Annotated in this window: 20 protein-coding genes and 1 tRNA gene; 10 read left to right on the forward strand and 11 right to left on the reverse strand. The window is 42.9% G+C overall.

Annotated elements, in window-relative coordinates; genetic code table 11:
• Positions 1-168: 168 nt before the first annotated feature.
• Entirely contained in the window at positions 169-1,218 is a 1,050-nt protein-coding gene (locus tag JKP82_RS17490; protein ID WP_258544428.1) for a S41 family peptidase, read from the forward strand.
• A 64-nt stretch (positions 1,219-1,282) separates the two neighbouring features.
• Entirely contained in the window at positions 1,283-2,347 is a 1,065-nt protein-coding gene (locus tag JKP82_RS17495; RefSeq protein WP_159530406.1) for a type 1 glutamine amidotransferase domain-containing protein, read from the forward strand.
• Between the two features lie 485 nt (positions 2,348-2,832).
• Here the strand turns inward: JKP82_RS17495 and JKP82_RS17500 are convergent, their stop codons facing one another.
• Positions 2,833-3,414, reverse strand: a complete 582-nt coding sequence (locus tag JKP82_RS17500; protein ID WP_159530408.1) for a hypothetical protein — start codon at positions 3,412-3,414, stop codon at positions 2,833-2,835.
• Between the two features lie 190 nt (positions 3,415-3,604).
• Here JKP82_RS17500 and JKP82_RS17505 point away from each other — a divergent pair, with 190 nt between their 5' ends.
• A complete protein-coding gene (locus JKP82_RS17505; RefSeq protein WP_246604325.1) occupies positions 3,605-4,774 on the forward strand; it encodes a serine hydrolase domain-containing protein in 1,170 nt (389 codons plus the stop codon).
• 110 nt (positions 4,775-4,884) lie between these two features.
• On the opposite strand, the gene JKP82_RS17510 is transcribed toward JKP82_RS17505, so the two are convergent.
• Positions 4,885-4,976: transfer RNA gene (locus JKP82_RS17510), tRNA-Ser, on the reverse strand.
• A gap of 237 nt (positions 4,977-5,213) precedes the next feature.
• On the opposite strand from JKP82_RS17510, the gene JKP82_RS17515 reads away from it, so the two are divergent.
• The 6 genes from JKP82_RS17515 to JKP82_RS17540 all read left to right on the forward strand — a co-directional run bounded on the left by JKP82_RS17515 (position 5,214) and on the right by JKP82_RS17540 (position 8,519).
• A complete protein-coding gene (locus JKP82_RS17515) occupies positions 5,214-5,879 on the forward strand; it encodes a Bax inhibitor-1/YccA family protein (protein ID WP_159530410.1) in 666 nt (221 codons plus the stop codon).
• A 126-nt stretch (positions 5,880-6,005) separates the two neighbouring features.
• Entirely contained in the window at positions 6,006-6,395 is a 390-nt protein-coding gene (tusD, locus tag JKP82_RS17520; protein ID WP_218398030.1) for a sulfurtransferase complex subunit TusD, read from the forward strand.
• Positions 6,395-6,757, forward strand: coding sequence for a DsrE family protein (locus JKP82_RS17525; protein WP_159530414.1), 363 nt, complete (start codon positions 6,395-6,397; stop codon positions 6,755-6,757). Before tusD ends, JKP82_RS17525 begins: the two co-directional genes overlap by 1 nt.
• Positions 6,757-7,134, forward strand: coding sequence for a DsrH/TusB family sulfur relay protein (locus JKP82_RS17530; protein WP_218398032.1), 378 nt, complete (start codon positions 6,757-6,759; stop codon positions 7,132-7,134). The genes JKP82_RS17525 and JKP82_RS17530 overlap by 1 nt, the downstream gene beginning before the upstream one ends.
• A 159-nt stretch (positions 7,135-7,293) precedes the next feature.
• Positions 7,294-7,641 carry a TusE/DsrC/DsvC family sulfur relay protein gene (locus JKP82_RS17535; protein ID WP_159530418.1) on the forward strand — a complete coding sequence of 116 codons (348 nt, stop codon included), beginning with the start codon at positions 7,294-7,296 and terminating at the stop codon, positions 7,639-7,641.
• A 59-nt stretch (positions 7,642-7,700) separates the two neighbouring features.
• The gene (locus tag JKP82_RS17540) at positions 7,701-8,519 is read left to right on the forward strand and encodes an HAD family hydrolase (protein ID WP_218398034.1); all 819 of its coding nucleotides are present in this window, start codon (positions 7,701-7,703) and stop codon (positions 8,517-8,519) included.
• Between the two features lie 195 nt (positions 8,520-8,714).
• On the opposite strand, the gene serS is transcribed toward JKP82_RS17540, so the two are convergent.
• The 6 genes from serS to lrp form a co-directional block, all read right to left on the reverse strand.
• Positions 8,715-10,007: a serine--tRNA ligase gene (serS, locus tag JKP82_RS17545; RefSeq protein WP_218398036.1), complete on the reverse strand. Its 1,293-nt coding sequence runs from the start codon at positions 10,005-10,007 to the stop codon at positions 8,715-8,717.
• Between the two features lie 10 nt (positions 10,008-10,017).
• Positions 10,018-10,401, reverse strand: a complete 384-nt coding sequence (crcB, locus tag JKP82_RS17550; RefSeq protein ID WP_159530424.1) for a fluoride efflux transporter CrcB — start codon at positions 10,399-10,401, stop codon at positions 10,018-10,020.
• Positions 10,402-10,406: 5 nt separating this feature from the next.
• Positions 10,407-11,741, reverse strand: coding sequence for a replication-associated recombination protein A (locus tag JKP82_RS17555; protein ID WP_218398038.1), 1,335 nt, complete (start codon positions 11,739-11,741; stop codon positions 10,407-10,409).
• Positions 11,742-11,751: 10 nt separating this feature from the next.
• Entirely contained in the window at positions 11,752-12,507 is a 756-nt protein-coding gene (gene lolA / locus JKP82_RS17560) for an outer membrane lipoprotein periplasmic chaperone LolA (RefSeq protein ID WP_126873201.1), read from the reverse strand.
• A gap of 5 nt (positions 12,508-12,512) precedes the next feature.
• Positions 12,513-15,200 carry a DNA translocase FtsK gene (locus JKP82_RS17565; RefSeq protein WP_218398039.1) on the reverse strand — a complete coding sequence of 896 codons (2,688 nt, stop codon included), beginning with the start codon at positions 15,198-15,200 and terminating at the stop codon, positions 12,513-12,515.
• 240 nt (positions 15,201-15,440) lie between these two features.
• Positions 15,441-15,926 (reverse strand): leucine-responsive transcriptional regulator Lrp, encoded by a 486-nt coding sequence (lrp, locus tag JKP82_RS17570; protein ID WP_013784161.1) that lies wholly within the window; start codon positions 15,924-15,926, stop codon positions 15,441-15,443.
• Positions 15,927-16,072: 146 nt separating this feature from the next.
• Between lrp and ald the strand changes: the two genes are divergently transcribed.
• Positions 16,073-17,203: an alanine dehydrogenase gene (ald, locus tag JKP82_RS17575; RefSeq protein ID WP_218398040.1), complete on the forward strand. Its 1,131-nt coding sequence runs from the start codon at positions 16,073-16,075 to the stop codon at positions 17,201-17,203.
• Positions 17,204-17,359: 156 nt separating this feature from the next.
• Here the strand turns inward: ald and pyrF are convergent, their stop codons facing one another.
• Genes pyrF through JKP82_RS17590 form a run of 3 tightly spaced genes read right to left on the reverse strand, consistent with a single transcriptional unit; the run spans position 17,360 to position 19,491 of the window.
• Positions 17,360-18,055, reverse strand: coding sequence for an orotidine-5'-phosphate decarboxylase (gene pyrF, locus JKP82_RS17580; RefSeq protein ID WP_159530442.1), 696 nt, complete (start codon positions 18,053-18,055; stop codon positions 17,360-17,362).
• A gap of 7 nt (positions 18,056-18,062) precedes the next feature.
• A complete protein-coding gene (gene lapB / locus JKP82_RS17585) occupies positions 18,063-19,232 on the reverse strand; it encodes a lipopolysaccharide assembly protein LapB (RefSeq protein WP_057791946.1) in 1,170 nt (389 codons plus the stop codon).
• A 1-nt stretch (position 19,233) separates the two neighbouring features.
• Positions 19,234-19,491, reverse strand: a complete 258-nt coding sequence (locus tag JKP82_RS17590; protein ID WP_041452528.1) for a LapA family protein — start codon at positions 19,489-19,491, stop codon at positions 19,234-19,236.
• Positions 19,492-19,505: the final 14 nt, after the last annotated feature.

The following is a 19,505-nucleotide window of genomic DNA, read 5'->3' on the forward strand; positions in this document are numbered from 1 at the left end:
AAAGCTGATTAAATCAACTTTATTCACCTGAAATCGTACTGAATAGCTTACTTATTGAAAGTGATGTGAAGGTGAAATTTATTCTTATACAACATTTCACTCCAAATTTACTTAAGAGTACTGATGATTGTTAGTTCATTCAATAAACGAGGTAATAACGTGCATCAAATGGAAAGAAACATGAATCGAAAAAATTTATTCTGGCTGAGAGATATTAGCATCTGCCTTAAAAGTAGAAAGCACGACATTATTTTGCTTTTTTCACTGTTTCTTCTGAGTACAACTCAATCCTTTGCACAATATGAACCTGTTGAACAGGTTCAGTTTAACAACCAGATAAAACTTGAATTAGTTGATGAATTGATAGATAAAATTAGTCATAACTACGTAGAAATTGATAAAATTGAAATTATTATCAATGAGTTAGAAAGTGTTAAACATGATAAAGCGTTCGCGAACGTAAAATACCGGCAGGATTTTACAACGTTTATAAATAAAGTCCTTCAAAAAAATGACCAGCATTTTTCTGTCTCAAGCAACCCTGAAATTAGTGGGTTACAAAAAAAAGAAACATGGTTTGAAAAGCTAGCGAGGCTCGATTTCGGTTTTGAACGTGTTGAAGTCTCTGAAGAAAATATAGGTTTCCTAAGTTTTTGGGGGTTTGCTGACCTCAACGAGACTTCAAAAGAAGTGATTTCAAATCACATGCAAGCAATTGAAAATGTAGATGGCCTTATCATTGATTTACGAGAGAATGGTGGTGGCAGCGCGCAAACTGTTCAGTACATATCAAGCTTTTTTTTGGAGGCTCGACAGCACCTAAATACCTTTTACTCGAGAGCTTCTGATAGCTTCGAAGAATTTTATACAGATCCTGCCATTGATTTCCCTCATTTAAGTCAAATCCCAATAGTCATAATTATTGGGCCAAATACGTTTTCAGCTGCCGAAGAGTTTGCTTATAACTTCAAACATATGTCTCGTGCGTTGGTCATTGGAAAACCCAGTAAAGGAGGCGCCAATCCTTGGCATTACTTTGAGCTCAAGTATGGACTGCGAATTGCCATACCAACGGCAAAAGCCATCAACCCTATTACCCAAACAAATTGGGAAGGTATTGGTGTAGAGCCACATCTATATACAGAGCCTGAAGATGCAGAACAGAAAGCCACTGCGCTATTAGTCACGAAGTTGCACGGTAAAAAGAAAGGTTACTAATCACAATAATTGACCTCAAATTGACTTCTCTTTCAACAAAATAACACTTTTTAAAGGAATCAGTATGTTTAAAAAGATTGGTCTTATAATCCTTACTCTGGTTATTGGCATATCTGGCTTTATTGTGTGGTTTTTTAGTCTTCTTGGAAACGAGCTAAAAGCTGACTTTAGCCAACAACAACCGCAAGATATTCGCTATATATCCGAGGGCGTTAACGATAGTCGCGGACGTATTCTAGCAGTGCTGACTAGTGAAGAGACATTAGGTGCGACGGGGAAAACTACAGGTTATGAACTTACTGAACTTGCGCGGGCGTTCTACGTTTTCCAAGCTAATGGGTTCAGCGTTGATATAGCCAGTGTTCAGGGTGGCGAACCCCCAATGGTGATAGACACCGATGATATGGGCAAGTTTGACTATGCTTTTTTGAATGATGATGAAGCAATGCATAAAGTAAAAAATTCTTTTGCTATTGAAAGCGCAAACTTAGCAAACTACGACGGTATATACTTCGTTGGCGGTAAGGGTGCAATGTTCGACTTCTCAAATAACGCAGGTATCAAGGCTGCCGTGTCTCATTTTTGGCAAACGAAAAAAGTTATTGTTGCCGTATGTCATGGACCAGCAGCGTTCGTTGATGTTGTTTCCGACACGGGTCAATATTTTCTTGAAAACAAAAGAGTTTCCGCTTTTACAAATTCCGAAGAGCTGTTTTTAATACCCAATGCTAAAAATATTTTCCCCTTTTTATTAGAAACAAAATTGAGTGAACAAGGTGCCACTTTTATCGCCGGTGAAAATTATCTTAATCAAGTCAGTGTTCACGACAACTTAATTACTGGACAAAACCCTTGGTCTGTTTGGGAAGTCGCTGAAGAGACGGTTAAGGCATTGGGTTACAAGCCATTGCCTAGAGTAAAAACGGCGGAAGAAAATAGTATTCAGATTTTGACAATTTTTGTTAATCAAGGCCAAGAGGACGCTCTTAGACGCATAAGCGAGATTAACCAAAACCCGAGCGCAAACATAAGTAGGCTTACCATTGCTACCCACGCTCTTGTCGCTGGTATTAAAGGGGAGCTTTATAAGTCGTCTCAATTGCTGACGCTTTTAAACGCAGTTGAGTAACGCGAATAATGAAATCAAACCTATTTATTACGTTAATCGATTATCCAAATAGACAATTCACTATACGCCCCTACTCCGGTATAAGATTTTAAACGCACTATAACTCAGCGGGTCTTGACCTTAGAAAGTTGCGAGGAGGCAACCTTATAGTTCGTTGCGTGTGTCCAAAGCGTCGAGGGCAAATTGCTGCTTTATTAGCTGGTGATGTTGTGAGTTCAAATAATAACAAACGTACAGACTCAATTTCAGAGGAGGATTGGCTTTTAATGGCAAGCGCGCCTAGTGACTTTGTATTATGTTTTACAAACGGCATGTGTAAAAATTTTCCAAAGGAAGAGATAAAAGGATACTCGTTGCCGTAATTAATTGCTCACAACCGCGACCATACCGAGAATCTACAACTATTTTTTAGATCAAAAAAAGCCCAACTTCTTTTTTATTGCGAAGTCGGGCTTCAGTATATTAATTTGGGCGTAATTACTTGATTAGAATTCGTATCTTATACTCATGTTTACGATTTCTTGGTCAGAGTACTTCGTATATTCAATGCCCCCTACCCCCCCCAAAAGGTCGTATAGAGCACCAAACCTATATGCTTTTTGGTCGGCGTCACCATCCCAATTTTGTACTTCGAAACCACCAAAGATCTCTAAGTTTTCGGTTAATTGGTAGCGAACGTTTGTAGCGGCACTAAAAAAGTCTGTTTCAGCGCTTGCAGAATCATTATTACGGGTGCCCGTCATATCAAAATTACCCAAGCCCAGTCTGTAATCAAGTGTCAGTTTGGGTGAAAAATTATGGATGTATCCCCCCGAGAACTGCCGTTGCACTACATCAAGCTTGAACCCATCATGAGAATCTGAAGAATCGGTATGCTTGTATTCAACAAAAAAGCCATACCCCAGCTCACCACTTACTCTGAGTTCATATCCATTTAGATTAAATGATTCAAGATCGGCTATTTCTGTTTTTACAAAGCCAGCCTGCAGGAAACTATAAGAAGGTTGAGCCGCATGTGCGAAACCGCAAAACGATAAGCACAAGGTAGGGAGAATAAGTTTATACATGTTTGTCCTTTATAAGTTTATCTAAACGACCTAAAGGCTAGCAACTCGATGGTGAATTGAAGGTGAAGGCACTATCGACAAAAAAACCAAGTCAAACTTTATTATCCATATTCGTTCACCCTTATTTCACTTTGCATATCTTAGTATTCGCTTACTACGAAACGGTACATTACTTATGAGGATATAAAATATGACAGGCAGAAAAATGTTACAAAAAACGTTGATCGCAAGTGTTGTGTGTTTAGGTTTAGCTGCTTGCGGATCAAGTAGCAATTCAACTGCGCCAATTATCCCAAGCCCACAACCTGCGCCAAACGTTGATTATCAGGAAATGCTACAAGCGGCAGTAAATTCTGGTGTGCCCGGGGTAGTAATGGCAATTGAAAGCCCCGAAATAGACTTTATTGGGGCAGCTGGGGTTGCCGATATTGACACTCAAGCACCTATGCAAACGTATCATCAAATGCCAACAGGCAGTTCAGGCAAAAAAGCCACGGCCTTATTAGTTGCTATGCTGCACGAAGAAGGCATGCTGGATATGGACGATCCAATATCAACATGGTTGCCCACGACTATTTTGTCTCGTATTGAAAATAGCGAGAGCATGACCCTCCGTCAGTTGTTAAACCACACTGCTGGTGTTTGGGATTACTTAGGTGACGGTAGTTCTGACGAATGGTTTGAAGCTATTATTGATGATCCGACATCAGTGAAAACTGATATTTTTGCTTTGCAGTTTGCACTTGATCAGCCCGCATACTTTGCGCCTGGCGAGGCCTTTAACTATTCCAATACTGGCTATTTATTAGCAGGTCTAATTCTTGATGAGGTACTAGGCGAGCATCACCATACCGCCATGCGCGAGCGTTTATTTATAGGTTTGGGAATGAACAATACTTATTATAATGGCCTTGAAAAGGACATGGGCAGCATTATTTCTGGGTACGCAGAATTTGATGATGAAATTGAAAACACGAAGTTCATTTACGAAAACATCGGTGTTGCCGATGCGCCATTAGTGTCTACAGTAGAAGATATGTCACTTTTATTGCGTGCCATCGTGAGTGAAAACTCAAACCTAGATTCCGCAATAACTGAACACTTATTTGCCAGTAACCGTCTTGTTCAGGTTAACAGTGAAACGCAATACGGCTTGGGGATATTTTATCAAAACATAAATGGTAAAGACGTATATCACCATGGTGGCGGCGACCCCGGTTATATTACTGAAAACTATTATGTGGCAGACAGCGATCTCACGTTAACCGTATTTTTTAACTGCAGTGGCTATGAAGATTGCCAAGCTCCGGCGGCAAACTTTATGAATAGTGTACTTGTAACTATTTTCGAGGTTAACTAGAAAGGCTAGCTAGCCTTTTCGTCGAAAGCGGGGGCTCCTCCCCGCGTTATCACATCAGTCTTTCTTTTAACCATAAAAAAACCCGCAACAGTGTGCGGGTTTCTAGAACTTGGCGGAGAGGGAGGGATTCGAACCCCCGGAAGGTTTGACCCTTCGCCTGATTTCAAGTCAGGTGCATTAAACCGAGCTCTGCCACCTCTCCAAGTGCTGCGTATCTTAATGATATTTTTATGACTGTAAAGTAAAAATTAAAAAAAATAAGTTAAGTGATGGCATTTCAAACAATTAGTGCGCTAATTGCGCGGTTGACACGTAATTCATACTTACTAACACTATTTTCATTTGAAACTACTTGAAAATGGGAACTAAAACCCATACAACATACACTAATAGTTAGTTTACCATTTTGGTTAAAGACAAAGTCCTTTTGGAGGAAACAATGGATCAACGTTCGATGTATTCAAGTGCATCTCAACCATCAGTGTTGCAAACGAACAAGGTTTTGCGCAACACCTATATGCTGCTTGCGATGACACTAGCGTTTAGTGCGGTTTGTGCCGGTGTTGCTATGGCTGTAGGTATTTCTCCTATGATGTCACTAGGCATGACCATTGGTGCATTCGTCACTTTATTTGTTGTACAAAAGAAAGCTGAATCAGCTTCAGGTATTTATTGGGTATTTTTGTTCACCGGTTTAATGGGTGCTTCATTAGGTTACACGCTTAACTTTTATTTAGGTGTAGCAGGCCCAGGCTTAATCATGGAAGCGTTAGGTGCTACAGCGTTAGTATTCTTCGCTCTTTCTGGTTATGCACTTACTACCAAAAAAGATTTCTCGTTTATGGGCGGTTTCTTGGTTGTAGGTTTAGTTGTTGTGATTGTAGCGGCGATTGCGAATATGTTTTTCGCAGTACCTGCGGTAAGCTTGGCCATTAGCGCAGCTATCGTATTTATTATGTCTGGTTTCATCTTGTTTGATACAAGCCGTATCATCAACGGTGGCGAGACAAACTACATCCGCGCAACGGTTTCTTTATACTTGAACATTTATAACTTGTTCACGTCTATGCTTCACCTTCTAGGTGCATTTGGCGGCGACGACTAAGTTCAACGTAAGCGTTTAAATAAACACCCCGTTACTGGGGTGTTTTTGTTTCTACGGCGCAGTTTTTATTACTAGAATAAACCTTAGATTTATCACTAAATTAATCACCAACCATATTGTAGAGTCATGGCACACTATTCAATTTTAATAACAAGTTCTCCTTATGAAGGTCAACATGCACAGCGTGCGGTTTCCTTTATCAATAGTGCTATTGCACAGGGGCATACTGTTAATAACGTCTTCTTCTATGGCCAAGGTGTGCATCATGCTAATGGCTTCATGGTAGAAGTAGGTGATGAGTTTTATCCACTGGCCGCGTGGAAAGCGCTTAAAAACGATCATGACATTACGCTGCTCCTTTGTATTACTGCCGCTGTTAAACGCGGCGTATTAGGCGAGCAGGAAGCTGCTAGCGCCGGGGTATCAGGTGCTAATGTGGCAGAGGGTTTTGAACAGGCTGGTTTAGGTGAATTTTTTACCGCGCTTCACGACTGCGATAAGGTGGTACAATTTTAATGGCTACTTTACTGATTCGATTTACGCAACCCCCTTATCAATCTAGCACCAGCCAAGATGGGCTAGACTTTGCACTCGCTGCCACCAACTATGGCCATGAGATCATTGTGCTGTTCGAACAACAAGGTGTATTGCAGCTAACTAAAACTGAATCTGTTCGCGGAACAAAAAACCACAGTAAACGGTTAGGCTCCCTGCCCTTTTTCGATATTGAAGAATGTTACGTCTGCGAAGAAAGTTTAAGGCAGTCGCCTCTAGCTAACCAAAAACATGAGTTAATAGCGCAACTAGATGCTTCACTGTTATCAATTGATGAAAAGCTAGCACTGTGCGCGCGTGTAGACCATGTGGTGACCTTCTAATGCTCTTTATTGTAAAATCTTACCCGCTAAATGCTGTAGCGATTAAAACACTTCAGCAGGCGCTTAAAAGTGCTGATTCTGCCAACGCCCTTGTGCTAATAGACGACGGTGTGTATTACGCCCAACATTCTGATGACGGTTTGTTTTGCGGATTTGCGAATTTAGTTTCAGCGAGCTTAGGCTTAGCGAACACAATAAATGCCCGTGAAGATTTGCGCAGGGAGACAACAAGTATGTTCGCCTTACAAGAAGATATGGCGCTACGTGGGGTAAGTCGTTGGGTAAATGAAGGTGATAATAAAGTATCTGTCACGCCGATATCGTCCGATGAGTTAGTAACCCTTACAGATACTTTTTATCCTGTGGTGTACTTATAAGTTACTTCTTAAGGTCGTTGTTCAAGCACTTAACTTAAATAAGGCGTTTAAACCTTTATCATTCATATTTGTACCTTTAAGCATCCACGTCTTTGCGCAGCAGTAAAACCTAACACTGACACGTACAATGCCCAATGCGTCAATTACAGAGCATTATTAATGACCCAAGAACAGTTTCATTTTGAATTTAACGGCACAGCCATCCCTACTGACAAAGCAGGTTATCTGCTTGATCATACCTTGTGGAGTGAAGATATGGTGCCAACCCTAGCAGAAAACGAAAACATTACACTCAGTGAGCCTCATTGGGAAGTTATTCGCTTTGTACGTCACTTTTATGAAGAGTTTGAAACTAGCCCTGCTATCCGTGCGCTAGTGAAAGCGATGGCAGCTAAATATGGGCCAGAAAAAGGTAATAGCCGTTATTTACAACGTTTGTTCCCTAAAGGGCCAGCCAAGCAAGCTACCAAACTTGCTGGGTTACCTAAGCCTGCAAAGTGCTTGTAAAACCAGTTTAAGCTAGCGCAAACGATTAGGCACTCATTAAGGTTAAAGAGGAGCAACACATGGATCTTATTTTCTTCGATTTAGACGGGACGCTGTTAAATAGCGAATCACAAATTTCAAGCTTTACCCGTGAGACCTTAGCTCTGCTGAAACAGAACGGTATTGCATATACAGTAGCGACGGGCAGAACCATGCTATCCGCTAACAGCATTATTGCAGAAGATAACTTTCTGCTGCCCCATATTTATAATAACGGTGTGGCTATATGGGACCCAACAGCCAATGCATTAACCCTCGAAAACCTAGTCAATACTAATGAGCTTGAATTCATTATTCATCTTGCGCATCAAAATGATATCACCCCTTTTGTTAACGTTATTGATGGCACATCTCATGTTGTTTATCACCCCACGGCAAAACACCCAATAGAACAAAATTTACTAGACAAATATTTTAAAAAGACAAACGCAATACTTCGCCCGATAAGCCAACTTTCCCTTTCCGCTAAAATAACCAACATCAGTATGATTGGCGACAATACAACAGTTAGGAATATGTGGAAAACCATTAACGACGTTGAAAACCTTATTGCGTATTCAGGGCCCGCAATAGAGGGAAATTCTTTTAGTTGGATGGATATTCACCACCGTGCAGCAAGTAAAGGTAGTGCGGTCATGAATTTGAAACAACAACTGGGTGCTACCAATGTTATTTGTTTTGGCGACAGCGACAACGATTTAAGCATGTTTGAATTGGCTAATGAATGTTACGCCCCCGACAACGCTAAGACTGTTATCAAAAACGCAGCCAGTGAAGTGATTGGACATCATAATGAAGACGGTGTAGCGCGCTTTCTCAGGCAGCGATTTTCACTTTAATTAACAAGTACTACACGGTAATACCAATGTACGAAGCCATTTGCCTTTAGCTATTTATATCCCACATACAAATAAGCTCGCAGATAGAACATCTACGAGCTTATAATAGTCATTAAATATGAAATGTAGGTGTCGGCTCTAGACCTTAAAGGCTATGCCTCAAAGTGCATGCCTCAAAGCGCATGCCTTAAAGGCTTACGCTTTTATCACTTCTACACCATTCATATAAGGAACAAGGGCTTTAGGTACCGTTACACTTCCGTCAGCTTGTTGGTAGTTTTCTAAAATAGCTACCAACGTGCGGCCAACCGCTAAACCAGAACCATTCAATGTATGAAGCAACTCAGGCTTGTTCGTTTCTGGATTTCTGAAGCGGGCTTGCATACGTCTGGCCTGAAAATCTACCATGTTTGAACATGATGAAATTTCACGATACGTATTTTGCGCTGGCAACCATACTTCTAAATCGTAGGTTTTACATGCGCCGAAGCCCATGTCACCAGTACAAAGCAACACTTTACGGTATGGCAATTCAAGCTTCTGTAAAATAGTTTCTGCGTGCTGAGTAAGTTCCTCTAATGCATCGAAACTATCTTCAGGCTTCACTAGCTGTACAAGCTCAACTTTGTCGAACTGATGCTGACGAATCAAACCACGGGTATCACGGCCATACGAGCCTGCTTCTGAACGAAAACAAGGGGTATGCGCGGTCATTTTAATCGGTAGCGATTTCTCGTCTAGAATTTCATCACGGGCAATATTCGTTAACGGCACTTCTGCCGTTGGAATAAGTGAAAGCCCTTGGCCTTCTTCTGTTGCCGGTTGAGTATGGAATAAGTCTTCACCGAATTTAGGTAATTGCCCTGTGCCATACAGGCTGTCGGCGTTTACCAAAAACGGTACGTACATTTCATCGTAACCATGTTCGGTGGTGTGAACATCCAACATGAACTGGGCAATGGCACGGTTTAAGCGAGCCATATCACGGCGCATCACTACGAAGCGGCTGCCTGTCAATTTAGTCGCCGTAGCGAAATCTAAGCTGTTATTTAGCCCTTCACCAATATCAACGTGATCTTTCACGTCAAAATCAAAAGTACGTGGCTCACCCCAACGTGAAATCTCTACGTTGTCGTCTTCGTCTTTACCTTCAGGTACCGACTCATGCGGTAAGTTAGGAATGCCTTGGGTAAAGGCCGTGATTTCATCAAGCAATACCGTTAACTCAGCTTTAGCCGCATCTAAGTCATCGCCTAATTTGCCCACTTCTGTCAACAAAGGCGCAATATCTTCGCCTTGTGACTTTGCTTTACCAATGGACTTACTTCGAACATTACGTTCGTTCTGCAGATCCTGTGTTTTGGACTGAAGTGTTTTTCTTTTTTCTTCTAGCGAGTTAAATGTTGCTACATCGAGGTTATAACCACGGGCAGCCAAACGCTTGGCAGTTTCTTCTATATCGCCTCGTAAACACTTTGGATCTAACATGTGTTCCTACTTATCCTTTCATGAGTTCAATAGCTAGCCAACCTGCTAATAAGCAAGCGCCAACGTTAAGAAATATGTTAGCAATGGCTTTTAACCACAGCTCGTTTTCTAATAATGTGAGCGTTTCCACAGAGAATGTTGAAAATGTAGTAAACGCGCCCAACAACCCTACCCCAATTAATGCACGAAAGGGAGAGTCGGTTAATTCGTTGCGCTCAATAAAGCCGTATAGCGTAACTAAAGCAAATGAGCCTACAACGTTCACCGCTAGTGTACCAAAGGGCATACTTTTTCCAAACCAAGAATCTATGGTTGTGGTGCAAAAATAACGCAAGCAAGCCCCAAACGCCCCGCCCGCTGCAATATAGCAGTATAAAATAACGCCTTGAGGCACAATATTCACCGTTTTTGATTATTACGCGCATGTTGCGCGTGTTTGTTAAGCTTGTCTAAATAGTCACGTTTTGCTTTAAGGGCTTTTTCTAAACCGCGCTCGTTAGGTTCGTATAAACGAGTGCCTGCAATGCTATCGGGCAAGTAAACCTCTCCTGCGGCAAAAGCATTAGGTTCGTTATGGGCATACCGATAGCCGTCGCCATGGCCTAAGTCTTTCATTAAGTCAGTTGGCGCATTACGTAAATGCATGGGCACAGGCGCATCAGAGGTTTTTCTTGCTAATGCTTTCGCTTGGCTAAATGCCATATAAACGGCATTACTCTTTGCCGCTAAGGCACAATAAACAGCAGCTTGCGCTATTGCACGTTCACCTTCAGCAGGCCCTACGCGATGAAAGGTATCCCAGGCGTTTATGCTTAACTGCATGGCTCTAGGGTCGGCATTGCCTATATCTTCCGAAGCTATGGCCAGTAATCGTCTAGCGACATACAGCGCGTCGCCACCACCGTCTAATATACGTGCGTACCAATATAACGCAGCATCAGGGTCTGAACCCCGTACCGACTTATGAAACGCCGATATTAAGTCATAAAATGTATCACCTTTATTGTCGTAGCTGGCAATTTTTTCGCCTACGGCTTGTTCAATATCGGCAATAGAAATAACACTGTTCTCGGTAAAGTCGGCTGCTAGCTCTAAATACGTTAGTAACCTTCGACCATCGCCGCCGCACAACCCTAGTAATGCGTTACTGGCATCTTCCTCAATACTTAACCTGCGTGAACCTAACCCTTTTTCTTCATCAGTTAGCGCGCGTTGCATTAATTCAGCGAGCGCCTCTTGTTCTAACGCTTTAAGTACGTAAACCCGAACACGAGAAAGCAATGCATTATTTAATTCAAATGAGGGGTTTTCAGTGGTGGCACCAATAAAAGTGACGGTGCCAGATTCTACAAAGGGTAAAAACGCATCTTGCTGGCTTTTGTTGAATCTATGTACCTCGTCCACAAACAGCAAGGTACGTTGGTTATAGCGAGAGTTTTCTTTTGCGGTATCCATTGCAGCACGAATATCTTTAACACCAGAAGTTACCGCTGAAATGCGAATAACCGAAGCATTGGTATAGGTGGCAATAAGCTCGGCTAACGTCGTTTTACCCGTACCTGGCGGGCCCCATAAAATCATAGAATGGCAATGGCCTGCTTCTAACATTTTACGTAATGGTTTGTTGGTGCCTAGTAGGTGCGACTGGCCGGCATACTCATCTATAGTCACCGGCCGCATTTTAGCTGCTAATGGCGCAAAAGGTTCAAGCGGTTCTTTGTTATCGTTAATCATCTATTCTTTGCTATCGCTGATCATCAATAATATAGCTTTGCGGCACGTCTACAGAGAATAGGTTATCTTTAGCAGTATCAATAGCAAAATCTAAGTCTTGGTTGCTAAACACTAACGCACTGGTTTGGTCTTGTGCATCAAGCATATCTAGCGTCGACAGAATACCGTCGCTGTTGAACCCTAATGTCAGTGACTTTATTTGGCCATCTGTCGATTTAGGCACAATTTGGTATTGCTCTAACGTTGAACTGGCCTTCGCGTCATCAAGCTTACTGATCACAAAGCTATTCCAAGTTTCATCGTCGTTAGCCGTTAATAAAACAATAGGATTGTCTTTAATCGCTTGGTCTTGCGAAATAATAGTCACCTGCTCAACGAAGGTATCGATATTCCAAACCGCTTCACCATCGGCAATCAGCAAGGTTTCATCAGGAAAGGTGGTTTCCCAGCGAAGTTTATTGGGGCGCATCATGGTTAGGGTACCTTGGGCTTCATGCACAATATTACCTTGGGCATCCGTTACCGTTTGGTTAAAAGCAGCTTGGTATTGCTGTAATCCATGTAAGCGTTTTTTTAAAAGTACATTTGCATCATCGGCTTTTGAAATTTGTTCAGCACTGTGAGAGGTAAATTCAGGCTTTGTTGCAGATTCAACCACCACTGCGGCCTCACCACTGATATCATTAATTGCCTCTACCGGCATTGCAGATAAGCTTAACGGCGCCGTTAGCGCCATTGCCATCATAATAGGTACTACTTTGTTCATTCTTTTTAATCCTTAGGCGCTGGCGGAGCTAATACTTCGCGGTTACCGTTGTGACCCTGTGCACTTACGACGCCACTAGATTCCATTTGTTCCACTAATCGTGCGGCGCGATTGTAACCAATTCTGAATTTGCGTTGCACACTAGAAACACTTGCCCTTCTTGTTTCGGTAACAAAGGCGACGGCTTCATCATAAAATGCATCAAATTCTTGCTCTTCACCTTCGGCTTGTTCACCGGGTAAAAGTACCTCGGCGGACGCTTCACCATTTAATATTTCATCAATATATTTAGGCGCACCTCGACGCTTCCAATCTGCCACAACAGCATGAACTTCATGGTCGTCTACAAACGCGCCGTGCACACGTGTAGGTACTGGGCTACCTGGTGGCAAGTACAACATATCACCCATACCTAGCAGTGCTTCAGCACCTTGCTGGTCTAAAATAGTTCGTGAATCAATTTTACTGGAAACTTGGAATGCAATACGCGTTGGAATATTCGCTTTAATCAGGCCGGTAATAACATCTACCGAAGGTCGCTGCGTAGCCAAAACTAAATGAATACCAGCTGCTCGGGCTTTTTGCGCAATACGAGCAATAAGCTCTTCCACCTTTTTACCTACAATCATCATCATGTCGGCGAATTCATCTACCACAACCACAATAGCAGGCAGCTTTTCTAAATCAGGCGCATGGGGCTCCATGCTTTCTTCACTCTTCCACAACGGATCTTGAATAGGCGTACCAGCAGCAATCGCTTCTTCCACTTTTGCGTTGTAGCCTTTTAGGTTTCTTACCCCTAAGGCACTCATCAAGCGATAACGACGCTCCATCTCGCCTACACACCAACGAAGGGCGTTGGCCGCTTCTTTCATGTCGGTTACCACTTCGGCAAGCAGATGCGGAATGCCTTCATATACCGATAGCTCAAGCATTTTCGGGTCTATCATGATCATACGTACATCTTCTGGCGTGCTCTTATAAAGCAAGCTTAAGATCATAACGTTAACCCCAACCGATTTACCTGACCCCGTTGTACCTGCCACCAACAAATGAGGCATTTTAGCCAAATCTACTATCACAGGCTTACCGGAAATATCTGCACCTAACACCATGGTAAGCGGTGAACTATTGCGCTGGAATGCATCGCCGCCAATCACTTCACTTAAACGCACCATTTCACGTTTTTTGTTTGGAAGCTCTAAGCCTATAACAGATTTACCTGGAATAACTTCTACTACACGCACCGATATGGCCGACATGGCGCGTGCTAAATCTTTAGATAGCCCCGTAATTTTGCTTACCTTCACCCCAGGCGCTAAATCTAGCTCGAAACGCGTAATTACAGGGCCGGGATAAACACCCACTACCGTGGCTTCAATATTAAAGTCAGCCAGTTTCTCTTCAACTAGCCTTGAAATACCGTCTATCTCTTCCTGAGTGAGAGGGTTTTCGTGTTTATCTGCACGCTCAAGCAAGTCGAACGAAGGCATAGCCGTAATAGGTTCGCTCCCCTCCCCTTCATGACGAGTAATGGATTTTGCTCCCATCGCCACTGGTGTAAAGGGTTGATGTACTGGCTTAGGCGCTGGCTGTGGTGCTGGTGCTGATTCGGGAGCAGGCGCAGGCTGCGCGTCTAATGGCTCTGCATTAACAGGCTCAGCAGTGTGTTGTGCCTCAGTCGCTTGCGCTTCATCTAACGTATCGGTTTGCGATATATCGAAGGTTGGCTCAATCATTTCATCAGACTGCGACTGAGTATCTTGGCGATTAACTGCAGCTTCGTCATTACTAGAAGGCTTGGCTTCTTTCACTTTATTGCGCACTGCTTCACGCATACCAGATAAAGAAAAACTCGACTTAGGTTTGCTTTCGGTATCTGAAGGAGCATGACGCTGATTTTCAAAAGGCGGAACATCGTCATCATCAAACACATCATCAGGAACACCAAATGAAGGTTCACTTCGCTCTGCCTGAGGTGGCGGCGTATAGACAGGTTCAGGTGTTTCTGCGGGCTCTGCACGCATGCTGGTTATGTCTAATTCATCATTTTCAGACTTTGCACTACGAGAAGGAAGCGCAAGCCTTGGCATATCGAGCGCAAGTGCCTGTTGGGGTAAAGAGACACATTTGCGCCCAAACCAAAGCGTCATTTCACCAAGTCTGTCTACAATACTTAACCAGCTAATACCCGTGAGTAAAGTAAAGCCAGTACAGAAAAAACACAAAAGCAATAAAATAGTGCCTGCGGTATTAAAGTACGGCACAAGGGCTGAACTAATAACATCGCCAACAAAGCCGCCGGCAGAAAAGTTGTATATGTCGTCAAAATTTATACTGGCAATTCCCGTGGCACCCAGTGCCATCAATAAACCACCAATAATTCGTAAACCAATTGTGAGGTAATCGAACTCTTCCAAGGCTTTTATGTGCTGGAATAAGAACCAACCTAAAAAGGCGGCACCAAAAGGCAGTAGGTAAGCTAAAAAGCCAAAAGAGAAAAGTAATAAATCGGCACTCCACGCGCCGGTAGACCCTACCCAGTTATGTACGTCTAATTGCAAGCCGGCTTGGCTCCAGCCAGGGTCACCCGGATGAAAAGATACTAATGCCAGCAATAAGAAAAAGGCGAAGACACAGGCTATTATCATGCCGGCTTCCCAAATTCGCTGAATCCCTGTTAATTGCGTCATAACCCTAAGTCACTTATTAAACTAAATTGATGTTTCGATGTTGTGATAATTCTATCGATAAAGAAGAATACAAATGCAGTGCCAATATTATCGTAATGTTTTCAATAAGTAATTTATTAATAAGGTGTATTACAAATCGGTTTACGTACACCCACTATTGCGAGTCAAATTTACACTAACAATAACCACTGTGTTTTTGCACAGCCTATCACAAATGCCCATAATTGAGCCATGCTTTCATTACTTCAAATTAATCCGAAGTGATGTTGTACTTTTCACTTCTTCCATGACTACATAGGTTCGTGACTCACTCACACCTGGAAGGCGCAGTAAGGTGTCGCCCAATAATCTACGGTAACTCGACATGTCTGCAACCCGTGCTTTTAGCAAGAAATCAAAATCCCCAGAGACAAGATGGCATTCTTGAATATCGTCATGGAGCCTAACTGCCGCAGAAAATTCTGCGAAGATATCTACTGACGTCTTCGTTAACGTTATTTCTACAAAAACGAGCATGGCCGCACCCAGCTTTTCTGGATCAACCACGGCATGGTAGCCTTTTATATAGCCTTGGCTCTCTAACCGCTTAACTCGCTCTAAACAAGGACTAGGGCTCAAGCCCACGTCTTTCGCCAATTCCACGTTTGATATTCGCCCGTTTTTTTGTAGCGAAATCAGTATATTCCTGTCTATTCGGTCAAGGTGTTTTGGAGTTTTTACCAGCATATTTTATTCCGACTTAATCACGCTATGCCAGATTATATGCTGCAACTGATATTTTTTCAGCACATAGTTCGTTTTTATCTCACGTATACTGAATCAAATAATAATCGGCAAGTGAGCCACTAGGCTAATCAATTAGAGGAAAAGTTATGTTAATCGGTGTACCAAAAGAAATTAAGAACCATGAATATCGCGTTGGCTTAACGCCTGCGGCAGTAAAAGAGTTTACCAGTCATGGTCATTCAGTGTTAGTTGAGACGCTAGCCGGTGATGCAATTGGTTTTACCGATGAAATGTACGTTGAAGCTGGTGCTTCTATCGCATCAACTGCTGAGCAAGTTTTTGCTGAAGCAGAAATGATTATTAAAGTGAAAGAGCCTCAAACGAATGAATGTAAAATGCTTCGTAAAGGCCAGACCCTTTACACTTACCTTCATTTGGCACCTGATCCTACGCAAACAGAGCTCCTTATTGCTTCTGGCGCAACCTGCATCGCTTACGAAACCGTAACCGACGACCGTGGAGGTTTGCCATTATTAGCGCCAATGAGCGAAGTGGCTGGCCGCATGTCAGTTCAAGCCGGTGCACATTATTTAGAAAAAGCACACGGCGGCAGCGGTACGCTATTGGGCGGCGTTCCTGGCGTAGCTCCGGGTAAAGTGCTTATTATTGGTGGCGGTGTTGTAGGTACGCAAGCAGCTAAAATGGCTTTAGGCCTAGGCGCTGACGTCACTATTCTAGATCGTTCACTTCCTCGCCTTCGTCAGTTAGATGACATTTTTAACGGCCAAGTTAAAACGGTTTACTCAACGGTTGATGCTATAGAGCATTATTCTTCAAAAGCTGATCTTGTTGTTGGCGCTGTACTAATTCCTGGCGCTGCAGCACCTAAGCTGCTTAACCGCGAACAAATTGCGGCCATGAAGCCAGGCTCTGTATTGGTAGACGTTGCTATTGACCAAGGTGGTTGTTTTGAAACTTCTAAAGCCACTACACACCAAGACCCTGTATACATCATTGAAGACGTTGTGCATTACTGTGTTGCGAATATGCCGGGTGGAGTTGCACGTACTTCAACGATGGCCCTTAACAATGCGACGCTACCGTTTGGTTTAGCATTGGCGAATAAAGGCCCTGCTAAAGCTATGCTTGAAGATAAGCATTTATTGAACGGTCTTAACGTTCATGAAGGCAAAGTAACCTATAAAGCAGTCGTTGATGCATTAGGTGAAAAGTTAGGTTTAACTTACACACCTGCACAAGAAGCACTTAACGCGTAAGCGCGCATAAGTAAATGTTTGGCTTACTAGTACTTATATAAGTACTAGTAAATAAAAACGCCCAGTAAGTGGTTAGCATATTGAATGCGACACTACTGGGCGTTCTTTTGTGTGTATTCTTTTGTTATTTTTTGTTTAAAGTTAGCTAGTCGGCAACTAGCTAATAGAGGCGTTTACCTGCTTCAATACATCCATAGGGTCGCTAGCTTGCGTAATAGGTCGTCCCATTACTAAATAACTTACCCCACTGTCGATTGCTTCTGATGGCGTCATTACACGCTTTTGATCGCCCGCATCACTCCCCTTAGGGCGAATACCCGGAGTCACCAACAAAAAGTCGTCGCCAATTTCATTACGTAGCATCGCGGCTTCTTTAGCAGAACACACTACACCATCTAAGCCCGCTTGGGCAGTTAACGACGCTAGGCGCAACACTTGTTGCTCGGGTGTTACATTATCAATCACGCCGCTTAGCTGCGATTGATCCATACTGGTGAGTACAGTAACCGCAATTAATTTGGTTTCAGGACGGCTACTTTGCGCAATGCCTTCTTTGGCAGCCTGCATCATTGGAAGTCCACCGCTGGCGTGCACGTTTACCATCCACACGCCAAGTTCAGCGGCTGCTTTGCATGCTTTACCCACTGTGTTGGGGATATCGTGAAATTTCAAATCAAGAAAAACGTCAAAGCCTTTCGCCACTAAAGATTTTACAAACTCAGGGCCAAATAAGGTGAACATTTCTTTGCCCACTTTAACTTTACACAGGCTGGGATCTAATTGGTCAACAAACGAAAGTGCTTGTTCTTGGTTGTCATAGTCGAGTGCAACAATAACGCGAGGTTCTTGCATGGTAAAGTTATTCTCCGTCTAGCCCTTTTATCGGTTTTACTACGCCCCATTTTTTACATGAAGGACATAGCCAGTAGAGTTTACGCCCCGAAAACCCGCAGCTATGGCAGCGGTATTTAGGGCGTTGCAACATTTGCTTTTCTACTAATTCTTTTAATATACGTAAGCTCTCTGCTGAGGTTTTATCGTCTAATTGGTCGATATACAAACCCATTAAGGTTTTGAAACCACGCATGGTTGGGCGTTTACGTAGTTGTTCTAATAGATAATCCGCCGCTTGCGTGGTATCGCCTTTTTTCAACAATACATCAACCATAGCAAGGTACGAGGTTGCACATTCTTGCCAATGGGCTTCTAAGCTCTCGGCGAAATTATCCCAATCTCCGGTTTCTTCCGCAATTTTTTCTAAACTAGGTACCGCTTCACTGAACCAATTAATGTCACGCTCTGCCACTTGCACAAAATACGCCCGTGCGTCGCTGTAACGTTGTTGTTGAAGTGCAAGCTGCCCAAGCATTAACCAAGGTCTTACGGCATGCTCATCGGCGTTAACGGCCTTTTGAAGCAAGGACAACGCAGAGCCCTGATCATCGTCTTTTAGCTTCGCTACGGCATGTTCACAATAAAAATGCGCTAAACGTTCACACACATCATCGTTGTCGCCATGACATTCCACCATGCGCTCAGCAAGTTCAATGGCTCTGTCCCATTCTTTGGTGGTTTGGTAAATACTAAATAACTGTGTTTGCGCAACCAAATAGTGCTTATCACTATTGAGTAGTTGAAGAAAGGCGTTTTCAGCCCGTTCTAAGAAACCAGCGTGAGTGTAATCATGCCCAAGTTCTTTTAACGCGCTTTCACGTTGCGTAGGTTGCAGCTCGTCACGGCTTACTAGGTTTTGGTGAACCTTTATGGCTCTGTCTATTTCGCCGCGGTGGCGAAAGAAGCTGCCCATCGCAATGTGAGTTTCAACCGTATCGCTGTTCACATTAATCATTTTGATTAAGGTGTCTACCGCTTTATCTGGTTGATCGGAAAGGAGGAAATTTAAGCCTTTATAATAATGCTTAGACAGAATACTAGACTGTTTACGTTGTGCTTGGCGAACACTGTTACGGCCCATAATCCATCCGTAACCTGCTGCAACAGGCAAAAGTAAAAACAGCAGTTCGAGCATATTAGTGTTCTTTTTTCAGGCTATTGATTTTTGAATTCGCCGACAACAACTGTACGCGTAAACGCAACCAGCTTGCTGACATAATAAGTATCCCTACTAACACACCCAAAGAAAGCGCAATAGCAATAAGGGTGGAAACCCGCATGTTAGCTTGAGCAATAAGATAGTTAACGGTGATATAGGCTTCGTTTTGTGTGCCAATGACAAACGCAAATGTCAGTAATACCAAAATGGCGAGTATTGTGAGGATCCCTTTCAAGACCAAACCCTTCT

The sequence above is a fragment of the Alteromonas lipotrueae genome (genome assembly GCF_019249215.1).
GTDB classification, from domain to species: domain Bacteria; phylum Pseudomonadota; class Gammaproteobacteria; order Enterobacterales; family Alteromonadaceae; genus Alteromonas; species Alteromonas lipotrueae.

Excerpts from the sequence above, each read along its gene's own strand:
- JKP82_RS17490 (WP_258544428.1), top strand. The coding sequence starts at position 169 with ATGGAAAGAAACATGAATCGAAAAAATTTATTCTGGCTGAGAGATATT.
- JKP82_RS17495 (WP_159530406.1), top strand. The coding sequence starts at position 1,283 with ATGTTTAAAAAGATTGGTCTTATAATCCTTACTCTGGTTATTGGCATA.
- JKP82_RS17500 (WP_159530408.1), bottom strand. The coding sequence starts at position 3,414 with ATGTATAAACTTATTCTCCCTACCTTGTGCTTATCGTTTTGCGGTTTC.
- JKP82_RS17505 (WP_246604325.1), top strand. The coding sequence starts at position 3,605 with ATGACAGGCAGAAAAATGTTACAAAAAACGTTGATCGCAAGTGTTGTG.
- JKP82_RS17515 (WP_159530410.1), top strand. The coding sequence starts at position 5,214 with ATGGATCAACGTTCGATGTATTCAAGTGCATCTCAACCATCAGTGTTG.
- tusD (WP_218398030.1), top strand. The coding sequence starts at position 6,006 with ATGGCACACTATTCAATTTTAATAACAAGTTCTCCTTATGAAGGTCAA.
- JKP82_RS17525 (WP_159530414.1), top strand. The coding sequence starts at position 6,395 with ATGGCTACTTTACTGATTCGATTTACGCAACCCCCTTATCAATCTAGC.
- JKP82_RS17530 (WP_218398032.1), top strand. The coding sequence starts at position 6,757 with ATGCTCTTTATTGTAAAATCTTACCCGCTAAATGCTGTAGCGATTAAA.
- JKP82_RS17535 (WP_159530418.1), top strand. The coding sequence starts at position 7,294 with ATGACCCAAGAACAGTTTCATTTTGAATTTAACGGCACAGCCATCCCT.
- JKP82_RS17540 (WP_218398034.1), top strand. The coding sequence starts at position 7,701 with ATGGATCTTATTTTCTTCGATTTAGACGGGACGCTGTTAAATAGCGAA.
- serS (WP_218398036.1), bottom strand. The coding sequence starts at position 10,007 with ATGTTAGATCCAAAGTGTTTACGAGGCGATATAGAAGAAACTGCCAAG.
- JKP82_RS17555 (WP_218398038.1), bottom strand. The coding sequence starts at position 11,741 with ATGATTAACGATAACAAAGAACCGCTTGAACCTTTTGCGCCATTAGCA.
- lolA (WP_126873201.1), bottom strand. The coding sequence starts at position 12,507 with ATGAACAAAGTAGTACCTATTATGATGGCAATGGCGCTAACGGCGCCG.
- JKP82_RS17565 (WP_218398039.1), bottom strand. The coding sequence starts at position 15,200 with ATGACGCAATTAACAGGGATTCAGCGAATTTGGGAAGCCGGCATGATA.
- lrp (WP_013784161.1), bottom strand. The coding sequence starts at position 15,926 with ATGCTGGTAAAAACTCCAAAACACCTTGACCGAATAGACAGGAATATA.
- ald (WP_218398040.1), top strand. The coding sequence starts at position 16,073 with ATGTTAATCGGTGTACCAAAAGAAATTAAGAACCATGAATATCGCGTT.
- pyrF (WP_159530442.1), bottom strand. The coding sequence starts at position 18,055 with ATGCAAGAACCTCGCGTTATTGTTGCACTCGACTATGACAACCAAGAA.
- lapB (WP_057791946.1), bottom strand. The coding sequence starts at position 19,232 with ATGCTCGAACTGCTGTTTTTACTTTTGCCTGTTGCAGCAGGTTACGGA.